Origin of the sequence: Actinoplanes sp. NBRC 103695 (assembly GCF_030269485.1) — a bacterium.
Classification (GTDB): domain Bacteria; phylum Actinomycetota; class Actinomycetes; order Mycobacteriales; family Micromonosporaceae; genus Actinoplanes.
In genome coordinates this window covers 54801-74243 of the sequence record NZ_BSTL01000002.1, presented here as the reverse complement: position 1 = coordinate 74243, position 19443 = coordinate 54801, and the positions used below count along the sequence as shown (strand labels likewise).

The following is a 19443-nucleotide window of genomic DNA, read 5'->3' as shown; positions in this document are numbered from 1 at the left end:
TGGCGACGGCCGTGATGGCGGCGGGCGTGATGGCGGCGGGCGATTGACTTCGCGCCTACCGTCGGATGAGGAGGGTGTGAATGGTGGACTGGGGGAACGTTCCGGATTGGATCGCGGCGGTGGGGACCACTGCGGCGTTCGGGGCGGCGGCGGCCGTGCTGGTCCAGGATCGGCAGCAGCGGGTGCGGGAGAAGGCCGCGCAGGTCGAGTGCGAGTTGCGGACCGGCGAGGACGCGGCCGAGATCGTGGTGGTCAATCGGTCGGAGAAAGCCATCCGGTACGTGCGGGTGCTGGTGCAGGATCCACATCGGTCGGTGGCACGGTCGGTGATCGTCCACCGGTCCGCGGTGTTCACGCGGGTGCGACCGCGGCGGGAGATCACGGTGGAGGTGCCGCTGGTGCCGCTGGACGAGTTGCTGCCCACCTACGCGGTGCGCTTTCTCGACACGACCGGGCGCACGTGGCTCACGCACGTGGAGACCGGTGAGGTCTTTCAAGTGCTCGGCCGATGGAACGCCAGGAGCGTCTGGCGTCGGCTGCGCCGCAAGTATGTTCCGGGGCTGGTGCCGTCGCAGGGCCGCTGACACCGGTCACGATTCGAGAAGTCTGCAGGCCAGGGACTCCCTAGCATGAGGCGGAGACGAGCTGGGAGATGACCATGACGGGCAAGCAGAAGAGTGACGAGAGCTACGACGGCTTCAGCGCGGAGGAACGCAGCGCGATGAAGGAACGCGCTCAGGAGCTGAAGGCTGCGAAGCGTCCCCGAGATAAGAAGGGTGACCCGGAGGCGGAGCTGCTGGCGAAGATCGCCGAGCTGCCCGACGCGGACCGGGCGCTCGCCGAAGGGGTCCACCGGATCGTCAAGGAGCATGCGCCGGGGCTGACGCCGAAGACCTACTACGGCATGCCCGCGTATGCCAAGGATGGGAAGGTTCTGTGCTTCCTGCAGCCGGCCAAGAAGTTCGACACCCGGTACGCGACGCTCGGCTTCAACGATCTGGCCGATCTCGACGACGGGGAGATGTGGCCGACCGCTTTCGCCGTGACGAAGCTGACGCCGGAGGTTGAGGCGCGGATCGGCGAACTGGTGCGGAAGGCGGCGGGCTGATGAGCGGGGGCTGACCTCAGCTGATCTTGAAGACGCGGCGGGGCTGGTGGGACACCAGGTCGATGATCAGCTCCTCGGCCTCGTCGGGGGCGAGGCGGTGGGCGGCCACCAGTTCGGCGAGGTGGCCGGCGTCCAGGCGGCGGGACATGTCGTGGCGGGCGGGGATCGAGCAGAAGGCTCGGGTGTCGTCGATGAAACCGGACAGCTTGCCGAAGCCGGCGGTCTCGGTCACCGCCCGCTGGTAGCGCCGGATCTCCGTCGGATTGTCCAGGAACCACCACGGCGCGCCGGCGTAGACCGCGGGATAGAAGCCGGCCAGCGGGGCGATCTCCCGGCTGTAGACGTCCGGGTCCACGGTGAACAGCACCAGATGAAACCCGGGGTGCGTGCCGAACCGGTCGAGCAGCGGCCGTAACGCCTGGGTGTATTCGACGGCTACCGGGATGTCGTGCCCGGTGTCGGGGCCGAAGCGGGCGAGCGACTCCGAGTGGTGGTTGCGGTAGACGCCGGGGTGCAGCGTCATGACCAGTCCGTCGTCGCAGGACATCCGCGCCATCTCGAACATCATGTGCCGCCGGAAGGCGACAGCTTCCGCTTCCGTGATGTCCGATGAGAGGGCGGCACGGTAGATGCGGCCGGCCTCGGTAGGCGACAGCGGTGTGGTGCCCGCGTCGACGTGGCCGTGGTCTGCCGACACGGCGCCGTGCGCGACGAAATGCCGGCGGCGCTCCTCCAGAGCCGCAAGGTAACCCGCATAGGACCCGACGTCGCCGCCGAGCTCCTTGACGACCGACGGCCAGGAAGGGGCGCCGAGCTCCAGGTAGCGGTCGGGCCGGAACGTGGGCGCCACACGCGTCGGGAGGGTGCGCAGCGCGGCGTGGTCGGCCAGGTCGGAGGACGGGTCGTCGGTGGTCGCCAGGAAGTCGATGCCGAAGCGGGACAGCAGCGCCTGCGGCCGATGGCTGGGCGACCGCAGCAACGCCTCGATCTGGTCGTACAGAATGTCCGCATTGTCCGCAGACGGGCGCGAGGCGATCCCGAAGATCTCCGACAACTCGCTTTCGAACCAGTAACGCACCGGCGTGCCCCGGAACAGGTGCCAGTGCTCGCAGAACAGCCGCCACACCGAGCGCGGGTCGGCGTCGCCCAGCAGCGATGACAGCGGCACCCCGGCCGCATGCAGCAGCCGCGTCACGTAGTGGTCCGGCTTGATGAACAGCGAAGCGGGATCGGCGAACGGTGTGTCGTCGCGCAGCATCCGCGGGTCGACGTGCCCGTGCGGCGACACGATCGGCAACGTCGCGACCGCCTCGTAGAGGCGCCGGGCGATCGATCGGACGGCCGGGTCGGCGGGCAGCAGCCGATCGGGGTGCGGTGCGAGTGCGGGCATGAGCCCGAGCCTCCGGCCGTCCGAGAACGCACAGCAAGCGGTTGCCATCTGTTGCCATCGACGGCGCGGCAACTCTTGGCAACCAATTGCCTTCTCGGAAACCAACTCGTAACAGTGATGCGAATCACTGCCGCCGAGAAAAGCGGCCCCAGAACGGAGATACGAGCGATGCGTTTCGGAAGAGCGATAGCCCTGACCGGCGCCACCGTGCTGGTCGCCGCGCTGACGGCCTGCGGCGGCGGCGATGACGAGGGTGGCGGCGGCGCGGGCAAGACGTTGAACGTCCTGATCGGCGCGAACACCCAGTATCCGGAGGAGTTCGCGGCCTGGCAGAAGTCGATCAGCGAGAAGTTCAAGGCGCAGACCGGCGCCGAGGTGAAGTTCGAGCAGTTCGCCTCCGCGAACGACGAGCTGACGAAGATCCAGACCTCGGTGGTCGCCGGTTCCGGCCCCGATGTGTACGCGGTGGGCACGACGTTCACGCCGACCGCCTACTCGACGGGCGCCTTCGTGAAGCTGGGCGACGAGGAGTGGAAGAAGCTCGGCGGCAAGGAGAAGTTCGTGCCGGCCACGCTCGGCATCTCCGGTCCGGACGAGCAGAACCAGGTCGGCATCCCGTGGGTGAGCCGGCCGTTCGTGATGGCCTACAACACCGAGCTGCTCAAGGCGGCCGGGATCGACAAGCCCGCCACCACGTGGGATGAGCTGACGGCACAGGCCAAGCAGCTCACCAAGGGCGACCAGTACGGCCTGGCGATCGCGTACAAGGACAATTTTGATCCTTGGAAGTTTGTCTGGGGGATGTCGACCCAGGCCGGCAACCCGCTGGTCGACGGCAAGACGGCCAAGCTGCAGGACCCGACCGTGAAGAAGGCGTACGAGACGTACTTCGGCTGGCTGACCACCGACAAGGTGGTCGACCCGGCCGCGATCGGCTGGACCAACCCGCAGGCGGTCGCCGCGTTCGCCAAGGGCAAGACCGGCTACTTCGCGCTGACCACGGCGACCGCGGTCAACTCGCTGGACTCCGGCGCGGTCAAGGGCAAGTGGGCGTTCACGCTGCTTCCGACGGTGCCGCCGGGCGCCACCAGCCGGCCGGGCAACGGTGTCGAGGCGGCCAGCATCCTCTCCGGCGACAACCTCCTGGTCGCCGACTACTCCAAGAACAAGGACCTGGCGTTCGAGTACGTCAAGCTGGTCACCGACCAGGAGGTCCAGCTGGACTACTACAAGAAGTTCGGCAACCTGCCGGCCAACGCCGCCGCGCTGGAGACCCTGAAGTCGGACCCGAAGCTGGCCCCACTGACCGAGGCGGCGCAGAAGTCGGTGGCGACACCGTTCACCGGCGCCTGGGCGGACATCCAGCTGGCGCTCACCAACGTCGCGGTGCAGACGCTGCCCGACCTGGCCAAGGGCCCGGTCAGTGCCGCAACGCTCGACACCCGCATCGCCGAAGCTCAGAAGAAGGCCCAGTCGTCCCTGGACCGGGCCAAGTAGATGGCGTCCCGGAAGAAGGTGAGCGAGCTGCAGCGTCCGCTGTGGCTCCTCACCCCCGGCGGGCTCCTGATGACGCTGATCATCCTGATCCCGCTCCTGCTGGCGATCTGGATCTCGTTCATCGATCTGGACCAGTACACGCTGCGGCGGTGGGTCGAGGCCCCGTTCATCGGGATCGGCAACTACGTCGAGTCGTTCGAGTCCGGCCTGCCGAAGTCGATCTGGCTCAGCGTGTCCTTCGCGGTGCTGTCGACCGCGGTCACGGTGCCGATCGGGATCGCCGCCGCCCTGGTCACGCAGAACGCGTACCGGGGGCGGGCGCTGGTCCGGGCGGTCTTCCTCATCCCGTACGTGCTGCCGTCGTTCGTGGTGGCCTCGGTCTGGCGGACCATGCTCCAGCCGGACGGCATCGTCAACGAGACCCTCGGGCTGGGGAGCACGCTGTGGCTGAGCGGCTCGAACTCGTACTGGACGCTGGTGCTGGTGGAGATCTGGGCGGCGTGGCCGTTCATCTACCTGATGGCGCTGGCCGGCCTGCAGTCGGTGGACAACGAGGTGCACGAGGCCTCGGCGGTGGACGGGACCACCTGGTGGCCGAAGCTGACCCGGGTGATCCTGCCGTACCTGCGCGGCCCGGTGCTGCTCGCCTGCCTGCTGGCCACGCTGAACCACATCAACAACTTCACGCTGCCGTTCGTGCTGTTCGGCGCGCCCGCCCCGGACGACGTCAACGTGATGCCGATGCTGGTCTACGTGACCAGTTTCCAGGGTCTGCGGTTCGGCCTGAGCGCGGCGATGGCCGTCCTCTCGCTGGTCTTGATCGCGATCCCGCTGTACGCCTACCTGCGGGCCGTCCGATTGGATGTGGACAAATGAGCGCCCAGGCAGAGGCGCAGCGCCTCCTCCCCCGCCCGCTGCTGGCCGTCTTCACCGTGCTGCTCTGCGCGATGGTGCTGGTGCCGCTGGCGTACATCGTCCTGGCGTCGCTGAACTCCGACGTCGGGGTGGCGAGCGGCGAGTTCTGGCCGAGCTCGTTCACCGCGGAGAGCTACACCAAGATCTGGACGACCGCGGACCTGTCCACCGGCATCGTCAACAGCTTGATCGTCTGCGCGGTGACCGCCGTCGCTTCCGCTCTGCTGGGTACGACCACCGCGTACGTCCTGGTCCGCTACACGTTCTTCGGCCGCCTCACGATCCTGCGCGGCCTGGTCGGGCTGCAGAGCATCCCGGGCACGCTGATGCTGCTGCCGGTGTTCGTGCTGTTCAGCTCGGCCGGCAACTACCTCGGCCTGACGGTGATCGGCACGCGCTGGGGCCTGTTCGTCGCGTACCTCACCTTCGCCCTGCCGTTCTCCACCTGGGTGATGGTCACCTACCTGCGTGGCCTGCCGCGCGAGCTGGAGGAGGCGGCACGCACCGAGGGCGCTTCCACGATCACGATCCTGTGGCGGATCATCATCCCGCTGAGCCTGCCGGCGATCGTGGTCTCCGGCATCTTCGCCTTCCTGCTCGGCTGGAACGACGTGCTCTTCGCCTCGGTGCTCACCCGCCCCGAGACGCACACGGCCGCGGTCGCGCTGTCGTTCTTCGGGTCGGCGCAGGAGGGCGGCGCACTGCCGGTGTACTCGCAGATGATGGCGGCGGCGCTGATCTGCGCGGCGCCGGTGGTCATCCTCTACCTGGTGTTCCAGCGTTACCTGGTGGGCGGCTTGACCGCGGGCGGGGTCAAGTAGATGACGCGGACGGTGGTGATCGGCCTGGGCGAGATCTCCCGGGTGCATCTGGCCGCGATCGCCGGGTTGCCCGGAGTCGAGCTGGTGGGCACGGCAACCCACAACTACAAAGAGCTTCTGGCTGACGTACGCCCGGACGTCGCGCACGTCTGCACTCCGCACGACACGCACGCCGACATCACCGTCGACTGCCTCGAGCGCGGGGTGGCCGTGCTCCTGGAGAAGCCGGTGGCGCACACGGTCGAGGCCGCCGAACGGGTGATCGCCGCGGCCGAGGGCCGCAGGGTCGGCGTCTGCCTGCAAAATCGTTACAACGCCTCCGTCGAGGCGGCGAAGAAGTTGATCACGCCCGGGAGCAGCGCAAGCGCGACCGTGATGTGGCACCGGGACGCCACTTACTACGCCGCGGCGCCCTGGCGAGGAAAGAACGTTCGTTCTGGTGGCGGCGTGCTGATCAACCAGGCGATCCACACCCTGGACCTGCTGGAGTGGCTGCTCGGCGACGTCACGTCAATCCGCGGTCATGTCGGACATTACGGCGACGTGACGGGCATCGACGTCGAGGACACGGCCCACGCGCGGCTGACCCACGCGGGCGGCGGCACGTCGGTGCTCTACGCGACCACCACCAACGCCGTCGACTCCCCCGTCACCATCGAGATCGTCACCGCCGAGGCGACCCTGCTCATCCGGGACGGCCTGACCATCACCCACCGCGACGGCCGGGTCGAGCACGTCGAGGAGCGCCGCGTCACCGGCGGCAAGAGCTACTGGGGCGCCTCGCACGAGCTGCTGATCGCCGACTTCTACCGCACCCTGCACGATCCGGAGCCGTTCTGGATCGGGCCGGCCGAGGGCGCCCGCAGCCTCCGGCTCATCGACCAGCTCTACCGCCAATAGGAGGTAAGTCCCATGTGGACTCTGTCCGGCTTCGCCGACGAGATCTCCACCGACCTCGAGGAGCAGTGCGAGGTGGCGAAGGAGCTGGGCCTGAGATACATCGAGGTACGCAGCGCCTGGGGCGTCAACATCCTCGACCTGGACGACGAGCAGCTCCGCACGATGAAGGAGACGCTCGACCGGCACGGGATCGGGACGTCCAGCATCGGCTCGCCGATCGGCAAGATCTTCATCGACGAGGACTTCGCGCCGCACCTGGAGCGCATGCGCCACGCCGCCGAGGTCGCGCACTTCCTCGGGGCCCCGTACATCAGGATCTTCTCCTTCTTCCAGCGGCCCGGCACCGATCCCGACGACAAACGGGCCGAGGTGATCGACCGGATGCGGGCGCTGGCCCGGGTCGCCGAGGAGGCCGACCTGATCCTGCTGCACGAGAACGAGAAGGAGATCTACGGCGACATCCCGCGGCGCTGCCTGGACATCGTCCGCTCGGTCGGCTCGCCGCACCTGCGCCTGGCCTGGGATCCGGCGAACTTCGTACAGGTCGGCGTGAAGCCCTACACCGACGGGTACGCGGTCCTGCGACCGCACCTGGAGTACGTGCAGATCAAGGACGCGCTGCTCGCCGACGGCACCGTCGTCCCGGCCGGCGAGGGCGACGGCGAGGTGGCACGCACCCTGCGGGCGTTGCGCCACGACGGGTTCGACGGGTTCTTCTCGCTCGAGCCGCACCTGGCCGAGGGGCACGCCGCCGGCGGCTTCTCCGGGCCGGACAACTTCCGTCGGGCGTGCCGGGCGTTCACCGGCCTGCTCACCGCTGAGGGGATCGAGTATGCGTAAGTTCGCAGTGGCCGGCGCCGGGGTGATCGGCAAGCACCACGGCAAGGTGATCTCGCAGCTGGCCGATCAGATCGAGCTGGTGGCGGTCGCCGACGTCGACCTGTCTAAGGCGCAGGAGCTGACGGCGAAACACGGCGGGAAACCGTACGCCGGCCTGACCGACGCCCTGCGTACGCAGGAGATCGATGTCGTGGTGGTCTGCACGCCGACCGGGAAGCACGGTGAGCTGGCGATCGAGGCGCTCGAAGCCGGCAAGGACGTGATCGTCGAGAAGCCGGCTGAGATCACGGTCGAGAAGACGGACGAGATCATCGCCGCGCAGCAGAAGGCCGGGAAGCTGGTCACGGTCATCTCGCAGCACCGCTTCGACCCGTCCACCGAGCAGGTCCTCGGGGCCATCGCGCGCGGCGAGCTCGGCCGGCTGACCTCGGGCATCGCGTCGATCGACTGGTGGCGCGGGCAGAGCTACTACGACTCCGGCGACTGGCGCGGCACGTGGGCGCTGGACGGCGGCGGCGCGCTGATGAACCAGGGCGTGCACACGGTGGATCTGCTGGTCGCGGCGCTGGGCCGGCCGGTCGAGGTGTTCGCGTACACCGGCACGCTGGCGCACGAGCGGATCGAGGTGGAGGACGTCGCCGCCGCGGTCGTGCGCTTCGAGAGCGGCGCGATCGGCATGCTCCACGCGACCACCGCGGCCTACCCTGGGCTGAGCGCGCGGCTGCAGGTCCACGGCGACCGCGGCTCAGCCGTCATCGACAACGATCAGCTGGTGTTCTTCCAGGTCACGGCCGAGGGGCAAACCCCTGAGGAGCGTTTGATGGGTACGAACACAGCACGCGAGGTCCCCACCGCGGGCAGCGATCCCGGCATGCTGTCGGACGCCCACAAGTCGCAATACCTGAACTTCCTCGCCGCCCTGGACGGCGCCGAGGAGGTCCGGGTGGACCTGGCCACCAACCGCCGCTCGATCGGCGTGGTCACCGGCGTCTACGAGTCGGCCCGCACCGGGAGGCCGGTGACCCTCTCGTGAGCCGCATCGCCGCCAACCCGATCCCGTACTGGTCCAAGGCGGGCAAGACCCGCGAGGTCTTCGAGGAGGCTTTCCGGGACTTCCAGGCCATCGGCTTCACTGCGACCAAGGCCGACGTCCCGGACGGCATGACGGTCGACGAGTACCGGGAGTGGATCGCCGGCTTCGGCCTCGCCCCCGCGCTGAGCCTGTTCAACTCCCCCTTCGACGAGACCGTGGACATGGCGGCGGAGGTCGAGCGGGCGCGGCACTTCGCGGGGCAGCAGGTCGCCCTCGGACTGGACCGCACGATGGTGTCGTCGATGGCGTTGCCGGCCCGGATCGCCCGGCCCGCCGTCGGCGCGGACTTCGACGCCGGGCGGCTCGACCGGGCCATCGACAACGTCGGCACGGTCTGCCGGGTTCTCCGGGCGGAAGGCCTCTGGCCGCTGCATCATTCCCACGTGGGTGGCGTCTTCGAGACCGGCGACGAGATCACCAGACTGCTCGACGACCTGGGCCCGGACGTCATCGGCGCCGGCCCGGACACCGGCCACCTGGCCTGGGCGGGAGTCGATCCGGCGGCGTTCATCCGGCGCTACGCCGACCGGCTGGGCGGGATCCACATCAAGGACGTGTTCCCCTTGCAGGGGCTGCCCGAGCTGAGCTATCCGGAGCTGGCGGCCACCAAGCGGCTGTGGGCCGAACCGGGCCTCGGCGTCGTCGACTTCCAGGCCGTCCTGGACGCGATCCCCGCTTCCTACGACGGCGACTTCATGATCGAGGTGGACGAGCCGAGCGTCGCCTCGAAGGCGGAATCGCATCGCATCTCGTACAAGTGGGCCGTCTCTTTCCTGGCGGGACGGATCTCGTGACCCGCGCGGGTGGACCCGACCGCGTCCTCACCGACGACGAAGTGATCGCCTTCGTCGGGGAGAGCCTGGCCGACCCGGCATTCGACGGCCGTAGCGTCTGCGTGCTGGTGCCGGACGCGACCCGGGTCTGCCCGCTGCCGCTGCTCGTCGGGGCTGTGCACCGGGCGCTGCACGGGCGCGTGTCCCGGCTGACCGTGCTCATCGCCCTCGGCACCCACGGCGCGATGACCTCACTCGACGACCACGTGGGCGGGCCCTATCCCGGCACCGTGGTCCTCAACCACGAGTGGTGGAACCCGTCGGCCTTCGCGGATCTCGGCACCATCCCGTCGTCCCGGATCGAGGAACTGTCCGGCGGGATGATGCGCGGCGACGTGCGGGTGCGGCTCAACCGGGCGGTCGTCGAGCACGACATCGCGCTGGTCGTCGGGCCGGTGCTGCCGCACGAGGTGGTCGGCATGTCCGGCGGGAACAAGTACTTCTTCCCCGGCGTGGCCGGCCAGGAGATCATCGACGTCTCGCACTGGCTGGGCGCGCTGATCACGTCGGCCGAGATCATCGGGACCACCGGGACCACGCCGGTACGGGCGCTGATCGACGACGGCGCGGCGCTGATCCCTTCGCTCAAGTTCGCGTTGAGCGTCGTCACCGCCCACTCCTCTGCCGGCGCGCTGCACTCGGTGTCCTTCGGTGACTGCGTCTCGTCGTGGGCGGACGCCGCCGCTGTCAGCGCGGCCACCCACGTGACCTATCTGGACGAGCCGGTCGACCGGGTGTTGTCGCTGGTCCCGCCGATGTACTCGGAGATCTGGACCGGCGCCAAGGGCTTCTACAAGGTGGAGCCGGTGGTCGCGGACGGCGGCGAGGTCATCCTGTACGCCCCGCACATCCGTTCACTGGCCGACAGCCACCCGCAGATCCACGAGGTCGGCTACCACTGCCGGGACTACTTCGTGAAGCAGTGGGACCGGTTCTCGCACGTGCACTGGGGGGTCCTCGCGCACTCCACACACCTGCGCGGGGCCGGCACATACGACGCCTCCACGGGTGTAGAGACGCTCCGGGTGAACGTCACGCTCGCCACGTCGATCCCCGAATCCGTGTGCCGGTCGGTGAACCTGGGCTACCGCGATCCCGACACGATCGACGTGGCAGGCTTCGACGGCCTCGTGGTGCCGCGGGCCGGCGAGATGCTGTTCCGGCTGCGCTGACTCGTCGACTGCCGGACGACCAGGCGCATCGGCAGCACCAGCGGCGGGCCCTTCGGCACGGCGCCACGGGCGACCGCGATGCAGTTCTGCACGCCGGTGAAGCCCATCCGGTACAGCGGCGACGCGACCGTGGTGAGCTGCGGTTCGATCAGCTCGGCGTACGTGATGTCGTCGAAACCGACCACGCTCACCTCCTCCGGCACCCGTACGTCGAGCTTGCGCAGGCCCTTCACGATGCCGATCGCCAGCTGATCGTTGTACGCCATCACCGCCGTCGCCTCCAGGTGCGCGACCCGGCGCGCGGCGCTCAGGCCCGCCAGCACGTTCGGCTCGTTCGGCCCGACCCGCCGCGCCTCCAGCCCCAGATCGGCGGCCGCCTCCCGCAGCGCACGCCAGCGCACGCCGTCCGACCAGCTCGCCTGCGGCCCGCCCAGATAGAGGATCCGGTCGTGGCCCAGCGCGGCCAGATGCTCGGCGGCCAGCCGGATCCCCCGGTCGTTGTCGTTGAGCACGCAGCTGGCCTCGGGGATCATCCGGTTGAGCAGCACCACGGCCTTCTGCTTGGCGACCATCCGCAGCGACGAGTCGGACATCCGGGAACTCGCGATCACGATCCCGTCCACCTGCGCCAGCTCGTGCTCGATGGTCTCCCGCTCGACCTCCGGCGACTCGTTCGTGTGGGTCAGGATCAGCTGGTAGCCGGCCTCGCGCGCGGCCTCGTACGCGCCCTTGATGATGTCGCCGTAGAACGGGTTGGTCACGTCCGCGACGACCAGCCCGATGGCTTTCTGCCGCTCGGCCGGCGGCCGGGCGTGCGCGGGGGCGGCCCGATAGCCGAGCCGTTCCGCCGCGGCGAAGATCCGCTGCGCGGTGTCCGCGTGCACCCGCCCCGGCTTGGAGTAGGCACGGGAAACCGTGGAAGCGGCCACCCCCGCTTCCAGCGCCACGTCATAGATGGTCGGGCGCCCCGGCATGGCGCTCATCATGAACGCCTCGCAACGCCCGGGCAACACCCCGGAAACCCGCCCGGCGGCCCCTTTGCTCTGCTTACCTATAGGCACCACTGGTCGTGTGACTAGATCATTTCCTGGTGAAGTCCGGTCCGGCGTTGCTGCCGGCGTTCCGCTGGGCAGGGGTCCGGGCCGGGTTGCCGTGCCGCCCGGAGCGCTCGATCCGGACGGCGCACGGCCCGCGATCCGGACGGCACGCGAGCCGGGACCCGGACGGCACGCGAGCCGGGACCCGGACGGCACGCGAGCCGGGACCCGGACGGCACGCGAGCCGGGACCCGGACGGCACGCGAGCCGGGGCCGGGGTCGGAACCGCGGGCGCGGGGCGTGGCAGGGCAGAATCGGGTCGTGGACATCGCGGTGCTCGGGCCGCCCGAGGTGCGTGCCGACACCGGCGAGACGGTGCCGGTTGCGGGCGCTCGGCTGCGTACCCTCCTCATCGTCCTCACCCTGGACGCCAACCGCGTGCTCTCCGCGGACCGCCTGATCGACGCCGTCTGGGGTGACGAGCCGCCGGTCGCGGCGGCCAACGCCCTGCAGGCCCTGGTGTCCCGGCTGCGCCGCACCGGCTTGACCATCGACTCCGCGCCGACCGGATATCGCCTGGTCATCGAGCCCGAACGGGTCGACACGACGCGGTTCGTCACGCTCGCCAGGACGCGGCCGGCGGAGGCCCTCGGTCTGTGGCGGGGCGAGCTGGAGTTCCCCGAGGCGTGCCGTCCCGAGGCCACGAACCTGGTCGAGCTGCGCCGCACCGCGCAGCGGGCCGTTCTCGCCGAGCAGGTGCGCCAAGGGCTTGATGTGACCGCCGAGCTGGAGGCTCTGGTCGCCGCGCATCCGCTGGACGAGGGCTTCGCGGGGCTGCTCATGCGCGCGCTCGCCGACCGGGGGCAGCCGGGCCGGGCGTTGCAGGTGTTCGCCGGGATCCGGGAACGGCTGGCGGACACGCTCGGTGCGGACCCGGACGCCGAGCTGAGCGCCCTGCACGTGGAGCTGCTCCGGGCGGGGGCCAGACCGCGTGGCAACCTGCCCGCCCCGATCGGCAGCTTCGTCGGGCGCGAGGACGACGTCCGGGAGATTCGCGCGCTGGTCGCGAGGCACCGGCTGGTCACGCTGACGGGGCCGGGCGGCAGCGGAAAGACCCGGCTCTCCATCGAGGTGGCCGCCGGGATCGCGCGGAGAACGACGCAGGCGGCCGACGGAAACCGGGGCACGGACGCGGCGGGGCCGGTGGGCGAGGTGTGGCAGGTCGAGCTGGCGCCCCTGACCGACCCGGCCGAGGTGTCGTCGGCGATTCTCACCACGTTGCGCCTGCGCGGCGCCGTGCTCATCGGTAAGCCGGGCGGCGGGGCGATGATGGCCGAGACGGTCGATCCGCTGGCGCGGCTGACCGACGCGCTGGCCGGCCGGGACATGCTGATCCTGCTGGACAACTGCGAACATCTGATCGCCGAGGTGGCCCGGGTCGCCGACGCGATGCTGCGGGCCGCGCCGGGACTTCGGTTGCTGGCCACCAGCCGGGAACCGCTGGGACTGTCCGGTGAATGGTTGCGCCCGGTGGAACCGTTGCGGCTTCCGCCGGCGGGTGCGGGTCCGCAGGTGGCGGCCGGCTTTCCCGCCGTACGCCTGCTGCTCGATCGTGCCGGACCGGCTCTCGACCTGAACCCGGCGACGGCCGGCCCGATCACCTCGATCTGCCGTGCCCTGGACGGCATGCCGCTGGCGCTGGAACTCGCCGCCGCCCGGCTGCGCACGCTTCCGCCGGCCGTGGTGGCCGAGCGGCTGACCGATCGTTTCCGGCTGCTCACCGGCGGCAGCCGCGCGGCGCTCCCCCGGCATCAGACGTTGCGCGCGATGGTGGACTGGAGCTGGGAGCTGCTGACCGAGGCGGAACGGTCGCTGGTGCGGCGGTTCTCGGTCTTCCACGGCGGCGCCGGCGTGACCGCGGCCGAGCGGGTGTGCGGCGCCGACATCGACCTGCTGGGCGCGCTGGTCGACAAGTCGCTGCTGGTGCTGCGGGGCGGGCGCTACCGGATGTTGGAGACGATCCGGGAGTACGGGCGGGAGCGGCTGGCCGAGGCCGGTGAGGTGGAGGCGATGCGCCGCGCGCACGCCGCGTACCTGATCGAGCTGGCCGAGACCGCCGAGCCGCACCTGCGCAGAGCCGAGCAGCTCGAGTGGATGGCCGTCCTGAACGCCGAGCTGGACAACCTGCACGCGGCGATACGCGACGCGGTGGCCCTGGGCGACGCGCCGACCGCGTACGCGCTGGCCGCCCGGCTGGGCTGGTTCTGGTGGCTGAGCGGGCACCGGGCCGAGGGCTCGTCGCTGTCCCGTGAGGTGATCCGCCTGGACGGCGCCGCGGCCGACCGGGAGGACCGGGCGATCACCTGCGCCTTCGCCGGGATGAACGGGCTGGAGGGCGCGGCCGGACTGGACGAGGTGATGGCCTGGTTCGCCGAGGCCAACCGGCTGGTCGACGAGGGACCGGTGTCGGATCCGGCTCTGCTGATGGTCGGGCCGATCAGCTCGATGTTCAGCAACGCCGGCGCGCCGGAGGCGTTCGCCTGGATCTCGGCGCTGCACGACGCCGAGGATCCGTGGCTGCGCGGGGTGTCCCGGCTGATGGGCGCGCAGCTGCTGCTCAACTTCGGGAACAGTTCCGAACGTGCCGTCAAGGAGTTGCGGATCGCGCTGGAGACCTTCCAGGAGGTCGGCGAACGCTGGGGCATCGGCTTCTCGCTCAGCCTGCTCGGCGACCTGGCCGCGGCGCAGGGCGACTTCGGCCAGGCGGTGCGCTGGCAGCGGGAGGCGATCGCGCTGGTCCGGGAGGTGGGCATCCGGGAGGACATCCCGCAGATCGAGGTGAAACTCGCCCATCAGTTGTGGCTGACCGGTGATCGTGCGGAGTCCCGCCGGATGCTCGACCAGGCTCGCGCCTCGGCCGAGGAGATCGGGCTGTCGGAGGTGATGGGTTCGGTGGAGTACGGCGCCGCGACCCTCGCCCGGATGGACGGTGACCTGGCGACGGCCCGGGAGCATGTCCGCCTCGCGCTGGCCACCTCGGATCGCAACCGGTTCGCGCCGCAGTTCCACGCGATCATCGAGTCCACGCTGGCGCTGGTCGAGGCCGAGGACGGTGACCTGGCGCTGGCCCGGCGGCATCACACCGAGGCGGTCCTGCTCGCGATGTCGTCCAGCGACCAGCCGGTGATCGCGATGGTGCTGGTCGGGGTGGCCGATCTGGCGATGCGCGAGGGCGACCCGGAACGGGCGGCCCGGCTGATCGGCGCGGCCGACGGGATCCGCGGCGACGTCGACCGCTCGGTCCCGGACGTCCAGCGGGTGACCGCGGAAACCCGCGCCGCTCTGGGCGACGCGGGTTTCGAGGCGGCGTACGCGGAGGGCCTGACCGTGACCCCGGCGACCGTGCCGGAGGCGACCGGGCTGGACCTGCCGTCGATCAGCCCGGTCATGGGCGGGCTGTCCAGTCCGGCCGACGGCCGGGACCTACACCTTCCGGCGGAAGGCCCAGATCGAGAGCGGGGCGAAGACGGCCAGCAGGAGAGCCGCCCAGAGCAGTGACTGCGTCACCGGGCCGGCCACCGCACCGCCGTTGAGCAGGCCGCGGACCGCGTCGGCCAGCACCGTCACCGGGTTGACCTTGACCCAGGCCTGCAGCCAGCCGGGCATCGTCGCGGTCGGCGCGAACGCGTTGCTGGCGAAGGTGAGCGGGAAGAGCAGCGCGAACCCGAAGATCTGCACCTTCTCCGGCGTGCTCACCAGCATGGCCACCAGCACCGACATCCACGACGCGCAGAAGCCGAAGAGGATCAGCAGGCCGAACGCGGCGAGCACGTCCAGCGGCCCGCTGCCGAACCGGTAGCCGAGGAGCACCCCGACGACCAGCAGGAGCGCCACCGCCCACGCCTGCTTGACGACGTCGGCGACGATCCGGCCGGCCAGCGGCGAGAACCGGGCGATCGGCAGCGACCGGAGCCGGTCGAAGACGCCCTTGGTCAGGTCGGTGTTCAGGCCGACGCCGGTGTTCATGGTCGCGAAGAGCAGGTTCTGCACGATGATCCCGGCCAGGCCGAACTTCAGGTAGTCGCCGGGCGAGCCGGAGATGGCACCGCCGAAGACGTAGGTGAACAGCAGCAGGAACATCACCGGCTGCACGCTGAAGTCGATCAGCTCGAACGGGTTGTGCTTGATCTGGACCAGGGTGCGCCAGGCGAGGGTGCCGGTGTGCCGGATGCCCTGGATCGGGGTGACGCGGGGTTCCGCCGCGAGCGTCGTCATCTCACACCTTCGGTGACGGAGGTCAGGCTCATGAATACCTCGTCGAGGCTGGGGCTGCGCAGGGACAACTCGGCGACCAGGAGTCCCTGGTCGTCCAGCCGCCGGACCAGGTGGGTGAGCGCGCCCGGGTCGGTGACCGGCGCGGTGACCAGGCCACCGGCTCGGGTGACCGGTCCGGCCGCCACGCCCTCGACGGCCGCGGCGACCTTCTCCAGCTCGTCCTCGGTGCTCGGGCGCACGGTCACGGTCTGCGCACCGGTGCGCGCCTTGAGCTGGTCGGCGGTGCCGGTGGCGATCACCCGGCCGTGGTCGATCACCACGATCTCGTCGGCGAGCTGGTCGGCCTCGTCCAGGTACTGGGTGGTGAGCAGCACGGTCACGCCGTCGGCGACCAGGCCGCGGATGATGTCCCAGACCTCGTTGCGGCTGCGCGGGTCGAGGCCGGTGGTCGGCTCGTCCAGGAAGAGCATGCGCGGGTCGCCGACCAGGCTGGCGGCGAGGTCGAGGCGGCGCCGCATGCCGCCGGAGTACTTGCCGGCCGCCTTGTCGGCGGCGTCGCCGAGCCGGAACCGGTCGAGCAGCAGCCTGGCCGTGGCTTTGGAGTCGCGGCGGGACCTGCCGAGCAGGCGGGCGATCAGGATCAGGTTCTCGGCGCCGGTCAGGGTCTCGTCCACCGAGGCGTACTGGCCGGTGAGGCCGATCAGCCCGCGGACCTGGTGGGCCTGACGGACCACGTCGTGGCCGCCGACCGTGGCGTGGCCCTCGTCGGGCCGCAGCAGGGTGGCGAGGACTCGGACCGCGGTGGTCTTCCCGGCGCCGTTCGGGCCCAGCAGCCCGAGCACGGTTCCGGTGCGGACCGCGAGGTCGACGCCGTCCAGGGCGACGGTCTCGCCGTAGCGTTTGACCAGCCCTTCGGCGACGATCGCATGGGTCATGATGACTTCTCCCTCGTGAGTTCGAACGGGAGAAGCGTGCGCCGGGCGGCTGACACGGCGCTGACATGTGCGTCAGCGCCGCGTCAGGACGGGCTGCGGTCGTCCTCGCGGTGAACGGCGGGCGTCCAGAGGAGCAGCGCGGCCGAGAAGTAGACGTACAGGTTGCTGCCGATCAGCTCGACGGGTGGGCGCGGCGGGTTCTCCCAGAGCCACAACAGACGCGACGTCATCACCAGGTACGCGGCCACGGCGAGCGTCTTCACGCGAGGGCCGCCGGCGAGGCAGCGGATCAGCGCGGGCAGCAGCCACACGCAGTGATGCACCCAGCTGACCGGGCTGATCAGGCAGCTCAGCACGCCCGTCAGCGCGAGGCCGCCGACCACGTCCGCCCGGCGCACCCGCCACACCCAGACGGCCAGGGCGATCACGATCAAGACCATCCAGAGGTACGTGGCCACGCCGTCGAAGGGCAGCCGCGCCACGAAGCCGCGGAGCGACTGGTTGGACACATAGGACAGGTCGCCGACCCGGTCGGTGTCCCACAGCGCGGACGTCCAGAACTCGCGCGACTGGCCGGGGAAGATCGCCGCGGCCACCAGGGTCGCGGCGGTGGCCGTACCCATCGCGGTGAAGGCCGCGCGCCACCGCCGCGTGACCAGCAGGTAGACGATGAAGACGCCCGGCGTGAGCTTGATCGCGGTGGCCAGCCCGATGCCGACGCCCGCCCACCGCCGCCCCTGGCTCAGCCCGAACAGCAGGTCCGCCGCGACCAGTACGAGCAGCAGCATGTTGACCTGGCCGAGCGTGATCGTCTCGCGGACCGGTTCGAAGCACAGCGCCAGGCAGACCGCGACGCCGAAGTGCTTCTTCGGCAGCAGCCACCGGACGACCAGCGCGGTGGCGACAACCGTGGCGACCGTGGTGAGGACCAGCACGACCGGGAACGGCAGGACCGCCATCGGCGACATCAGCAGCCCGGCGAACGGCGGGTAGGTGAAGCCGTACGGCGAGTTCAGCCGCAGGAAGTCGTAGACCATCCCGCCGTCGTCGAACCAGTAGTTGATCGCGCCGTAGTACACCCGCGCGTCGAACCAGGTGTTCCGCTCCTCGCTCAGCCACAGCACGACGAGCGTGACCGCCACCAACGGCGTCATCACCAGGACGCGCTTCGTCACGCTTTCTTCCTCATCGCCATGACGACGACGGTGACGATGAGCAACGTCATCGCGATCGCGCCCTGCGACTTCACGGCCAGCGCCAGGTTGTAGCCGTCCGGCAGGCACAGCACCGACGCCACCGCGCAGGGCACGACCAGCCACAACGTGTCCCGCCGCAGCGTGGCCGCGAGCACCGCCAGGGGCCACATGAGGTACCAGGGGTGGAAGACGGGCGACAACGCGACCGTGGCGGCGAGTGCCAGCCCGGCCCCTTTGCTCTGCTTACCTGTACGCACCTCTGGTCGCGCGTCAAGGCCGGCGTCGCGCCAGGTGTGCCACCACAGCGCTGTGAGCAGGGCGGCGAGCACGACCAGGCCGAGGACCCGGGCCACGTCGATCGCGCCGGGGCCCGCGCCGAGCAGCGCGGCGGTCATGCCGACCGCGGTGGGCGGCGACGTCCACTGCACGGAGACGCCGCTGCCGGCCAGGGCGGTCACCCAGCCGAAGCCCAGCCCGGACGCGAGCGAGGCCAGCCCGAGAGCCGCCGCCGCGCCCAGCGCCGCCCACCAGCCCCGCCGCAGCGGCAGCATCGCGAACGGCAGCACGACCAGCGCGGTCGCCTTCACCCCGGCGGCGAGGCCGATCAGGGCGCCGGCCGCGATCAGGGCCGTCCGGCCACGGCCGGTCAGGGTGAGCGCGGCGACGATCAGGCCGACCATCACGGCGTCGTTGTGGGCGCCGGAGATCAGGTGGATCGGGACCAGAGGGCAGGCCACGGCCAGCCAGACCGCCCGCGCGGGGTCGACGCCGCAGCGGCGGGCCAGGGCGGGCAGGCGCCACGCGAGCAGCACGACGCCCAGGACCGCGATCACGCGGAGCAGGGCTAGGGCGCCCGTCAGCGAGCCGCCGGCCGCCGCGGCCAGGGCGGCGAACAGCAGGAACACCGGGCCGTAGGGGGCGGGCGACTCCCGCCAGGTCGGTGAGACGGCGTCCAGCCAGGGGCAGCCGTACGCCTGGACCCCGGCCGCGTACGGGTCGTGCCCGGCGCCGAGCACCCAGCCCTGGCAGGCGTAGGAGTAGACGTCGTCGCTGCCCAGCGGCAGCACGAAGAGCAGCGGCACCGCCCACAGGGCAGCCGTGACGTAGGCCCAGCGCAGCGACGGCACCCGGTGCCGGCCCAGCCACCACGCCGCCACCAGCAGCAGCGTCCCGGCCAGCCAGCACAGCGGGGTCAGCCAGCCGTCGTCCCCGGCGAGGATCGTGCGGGCGGTCATCGTCGGCGACCACGGAGAGTCGGCGCCATGGAAAAAGGCAGCCACCGCGAGCAGCAGACTTCCGGCGAGCCCGCCATAGCGGAGGGTCGCGGGGCCGGGCATGGCGGCCACCCTACCGTGACGCGCGGCAACCACCGGTAGGGTCGGCGGCGTGTGGGCGCGGCGTCGGCTGGAGTGGGTGACGGCCGGGTGGGCG

17 protein-coding genes are annotated in these 19443 nt (G+C 70.6%); 11 read left to right on the top strand and 6 right to left on the bottom strand.

The genetic code is table 11. The annotated features are described in order from the left end of the window. Positions 1-80 precede the first annotated feature (80 nt). The gene (locus QSK31_RS02705; RefSeq protein WP_285680590.1) at positions 81-584 is read left to right on the top strand and encodes a hypothetical protein; all 504 of its coding nucleotides are present in this window, start codon (positions 81-83) and stop codon (positions 582-584) included. 74 nt (positions 585-658) lie between these two features. Then, positions 659-1108, top strand: coding sequence for an iron chaperone (locus QSK31_RS02700; protein ID WP_285680589.1), 450 nt, complete (start codon positions 659-661; stop codon positions 1106-1108). Positions 1109-1124: 16 nt separating this feature from the next. On the opposite strand, the gene uxaC is transcribed toward QSK31_RS02700, so the two are convergent. Next, positions 1125-2498: a glucuronate isomerase gene (uxaC, locus tag QSK31_RS02695; protein ID WP_285680587.1), complete on the bottom strand. Its 1374-nt coding sequence runs from the start codon at positions 2496-2498 to the stop codon at positions 1125-1127. A 168-nt stretch (positions 2499-2666) separates the two neighbouring features. Between uxaC and QSK31_RS02690 the strand changes: the two genes are divergently transcribed. From QSK31_RS02690 to QSK31_RS02655, 8 genes are read left to right on the top strand one after another with little or no spacing between them, the layout of a single operon-like run. Further along, positions 2667-3995, top strand: a complete 1329-nt coding sequence (locus QSK31_RS02690) for an ABC transporter substrate-binding protein (protein ID WP_285680586.1) — start codon at positions 2667-2669, stop codon at positions 3993-3995. Between the two features lie 18 nt (positions 3996-4013). Continuing rightward, positions 4014-4871 (top strand): carbohydrate ABC transporter permease, encoded by an 858-nt coding sequence (locus QSK31_RS02685; protein WP_285680584.1) that lies wholly within the window; start codon positions 4014-4016, stop codon positions 4869-4871. Then, on the top strand, positions 4868-5731 hold the full coding sequence (locus tag QSK31_RS02680; protein ID WP_285680582.1) for a carbohydrate ABC transporter permease: 864 nt from the start codon (positions 4868-4870) through the stop codon (positions 5729-5731). Before QSK31_RS02685 ends, QSK31_RS02680 begins: the two co-directional genes overlap by 4 nt. Continuing rightward, positions 5732-6631, top strand: coding sequence for a Gfo/Idh/MocA family protein (locus tag QSK31_RS02675; RefSeq protein WP_285680580.1), 900 nt, complete (start codon positions 5732-5734; stop codon positions 6629-6631). A 12-nt stretch (positions 6632-6643) separates the two neighbouring features. Beyond that, positions 6644-7471 carry a sugar phosphate isomerase/epimerase family protein gene (locus tag QSK31_RS02670; protein ID WP_285680578.1) on the top strand — a complete coding sequence of 276 codons (828 nt, stop codon included), beginning with the start codon at positions 6644-6646 and terminating at the stop codon, positions 7469-7471. Continuing rightward, entirely contained in the window at positions 7464-8504 is a 1041-nt protein-coding gene (locus tag QSK31_RS02665; RefSeq protein WP_285680577.1) for a Gfo/Idh/MocA family protein, read from the top strand. The genes QSK31_RS02670 and QSK31_RS02665 overlap by 8 nt, the downstream gene beginning before the upstream one ends. Further along, positions 8501-9358 (top strand): sugar phosphate isomerase/epimerase family protein, encoded by an 858-nt coding sequence (locus tag QSK31_RS02660; RefSeq protein ID WP_285680576.1) that lies wholly within the window; start codon positions 8501-8503, stop codon positions 9356-9358. The genes QSK31_RS02665 and QSK31_RS02660 overlap by 4 nt, the downstream gene beginning before the upstream one ends. After that, on the top strand, positions 9355-10569 hold the full coding sequence (locus tag QSK31_RS02655; RefSeq protein ID WP_285680575.1) for a lactate racemase domain-containing protein: 1215 nt from the start codon (positions 9355-9357) through the stop codon (positions 10567-10569). The genes QSK31_RS02660 and QSK31_RS02655 overlap by 4 nt, the downstream gene beginning before the upstream one ends. On the opposite strand, the gene QSK31_RS02650 is transcribed toward QSK31_RS02655, so the two are convergent. Beyond that, the gene (locus QSK31_RS02650) at positions 10482-11543 is read right to left on the bottom strand and encodes a LacI family DNA-binding transcriptional regulator (protein WP_285680574.1); all 1062 of its coding nucleotides are present in this window, start codon (positions 11541-11543) and stop codon (positions 10482-10484) included. The genes QSK31_RS02655 and QSK31_RS02650 overlap by 88 nt on opposite strands. Before the next feature lie 384 nt (positions 11544-11927). Here QSK31_RS02650 and QSK31_RS02645 point away from each other — a divergent pair, with 384 nt between their 5' ends. Next, positions 11928-15164, top strand: a complete 3237-nt coding sequence (locus QSK31_RS02645) for an AfsR/SARP family transcriptional regulator (RefSeq protein ID WP_285680573.1) — start codon at positions 11928-11930, stop codon at positions 15162-15164. Here QSK31_RS02645 and QSK31_RS02640 read toward each other — a convergent pair. From QSK31_RS02640 to mptB, 4 genes are all read right to left on the bottom strand, one after another. Next, entirely contained in the window at positions 15090-15881 is a 792-nt protein-coding gene (locus tag QSK31_RS02640) for an ABC transporter permease (RefSeq protein ID WP_285680571.1), read from the bottom strand. The genes QSK31_RS02645 and QSK31_RS02640 overlap by 75 nt on opposite strands. Continuing rightward, entirely contained in the window at positions 15878-16816 is a 939-nt protein-coding gene (locus QSK31_RS02635; RefSeq protein ID WP_285680569.1) for an ATP-binding cassette domain-containing protein, read from the bottom strand. The genes QSK31_RS02640 and QSK31_RS02635 overlap by 4 nt, the downstream gene beginning before the upstream one ends. An 83-nt stretch (positions 16817-16899) precedes the next feature. Then, the gene (locus QSK31_RS02630) at positions 16900-17970 is read right to left on the bottom strand and encodes a glycosyltransferase 87 family protein (protein ID WP_502872905.1); all 1071 of its coding nucleotides are present in this window, start codon (positions 17968-17970) and stop codon (positions 16900-16902) included. A 17-nt stretch (positions 17971-17987) separates the two neighbouring features. Then, the gene (gene mptB / locus QSK31_RS02625) at positions 17988-19349 is read right to left on the bottom strand and encodes a polyprenol phosphomannose-dependent alpha 1,6 mannosyltransferase MptB (RefSeq protein WP_285680566.1); all 1362 of its coding nucleotides are present in this window, start codon (positions 19347-19349) and stop codon (positions 17988-17990) included. Between the last annotated feature and the right edge of the window lie 94 nt (positions 19350-19443).

What these genes read in the sequence shown, in the direction of transcription:
- QSK31_RS02635 (WP_285680569.1), bottom strand. Translation starts at nt 16,816, where the DNA reads ATGACCCATGCGATCGTCGCCGAAGGGCTGGTCAAACGCTACGGCGAG.
- QSK31_RS02640 (WP_285680571.1), bottom strand. Translation starts at nt 15,881, where the DNA reads ATGACGACGCTCGCGGCGGAACCCCGCGTCACCCCGATCCAGGGCATC.
- QSK31_RS02680 (WP_285680582.1), top strand. Translation starts at nt 4,868, where the DNA reads ATGAGCGCCCAGGCAGAGGCGCAGCGCCTCCTCCCCCGCCCGCTGCTG.
- uxaC (WP_285680587.1), bottom strand. Translation starts at nt 2,498, where the DNA reads ATGCCCGCACTCGCACCGCACCCCGATCGGCTGCTGCCCGCCGACCCG.
- mptB (WP_285680566.1), bottom strand. Translation starts at nt 19,349, where the DNA reads ATGCCCGGCCCCGCGACCCTCCGCTATGGCGGGCTCGCCGGAAGTCTG.
- QSK31_RS02700 (WP_285680589.1), top strand. Translation starts at nt 659, where the DNA reads ATGACGGGCAAGCAGAAGAGTGACGAGAGCTACGACGGCTTCAGCGCG.
- QSK31_RS02650 (WP_285680574.1), bottom strand. Translation starts at nt 11,543, where the DNA reads ATGCCGGGGCGCCCGACCATCTATGACGTGGCGCTGGAAGCGGGGGTG.
- QSK31_RS02665 (WP_285680577.1), top strand. Translation starts at nt 7,464, where the DNA reads ATGCGTAAGTTCGCAGTGGCCGGCGCCGGGGTGATCGGCAAGCACCAC.
- QSK31_RS02690 (WP_285680586.1), top strand. Translation starts at nt 2,667, where the DNA reads ATGCGTTTCGGAAGAGCGATAGCCCTGACCGGCGCCACCGTGCTGGTC.
- QSK31_RS02630 (WP_502872905.1), bottom strand. Translation starts at nt 17,970, where the DNA reads ATGACGCCGTTGGTGGCGGTCACGCTCGTCGTGCTGTGGCTGAGCGAG.
- QSK31_RS02705 (WP_285680590.1), top strand. Translation starts at nt 81, where the DNA reads ATGGTGGACTGGGGGAACGTTCCGGATTGGATCGCGGCGGTGGGGACC.
- QSK31_RS02670 (WP_285680578.1), top strand. Translation starts at nt 6,644, where the DNA reads ATGTGGACTCTGTCCGGCTTCGCCGACGAGATCTCCACCGACCTCGAG.
- QSK31_RS02675 (WP_285680580.1), top strand. Translation starts at nt 5,732, where the DNA reads ATGACGCGGACGGTGGTGATCGGCCTGGGCGAGATCTCCCGGGTGCAT.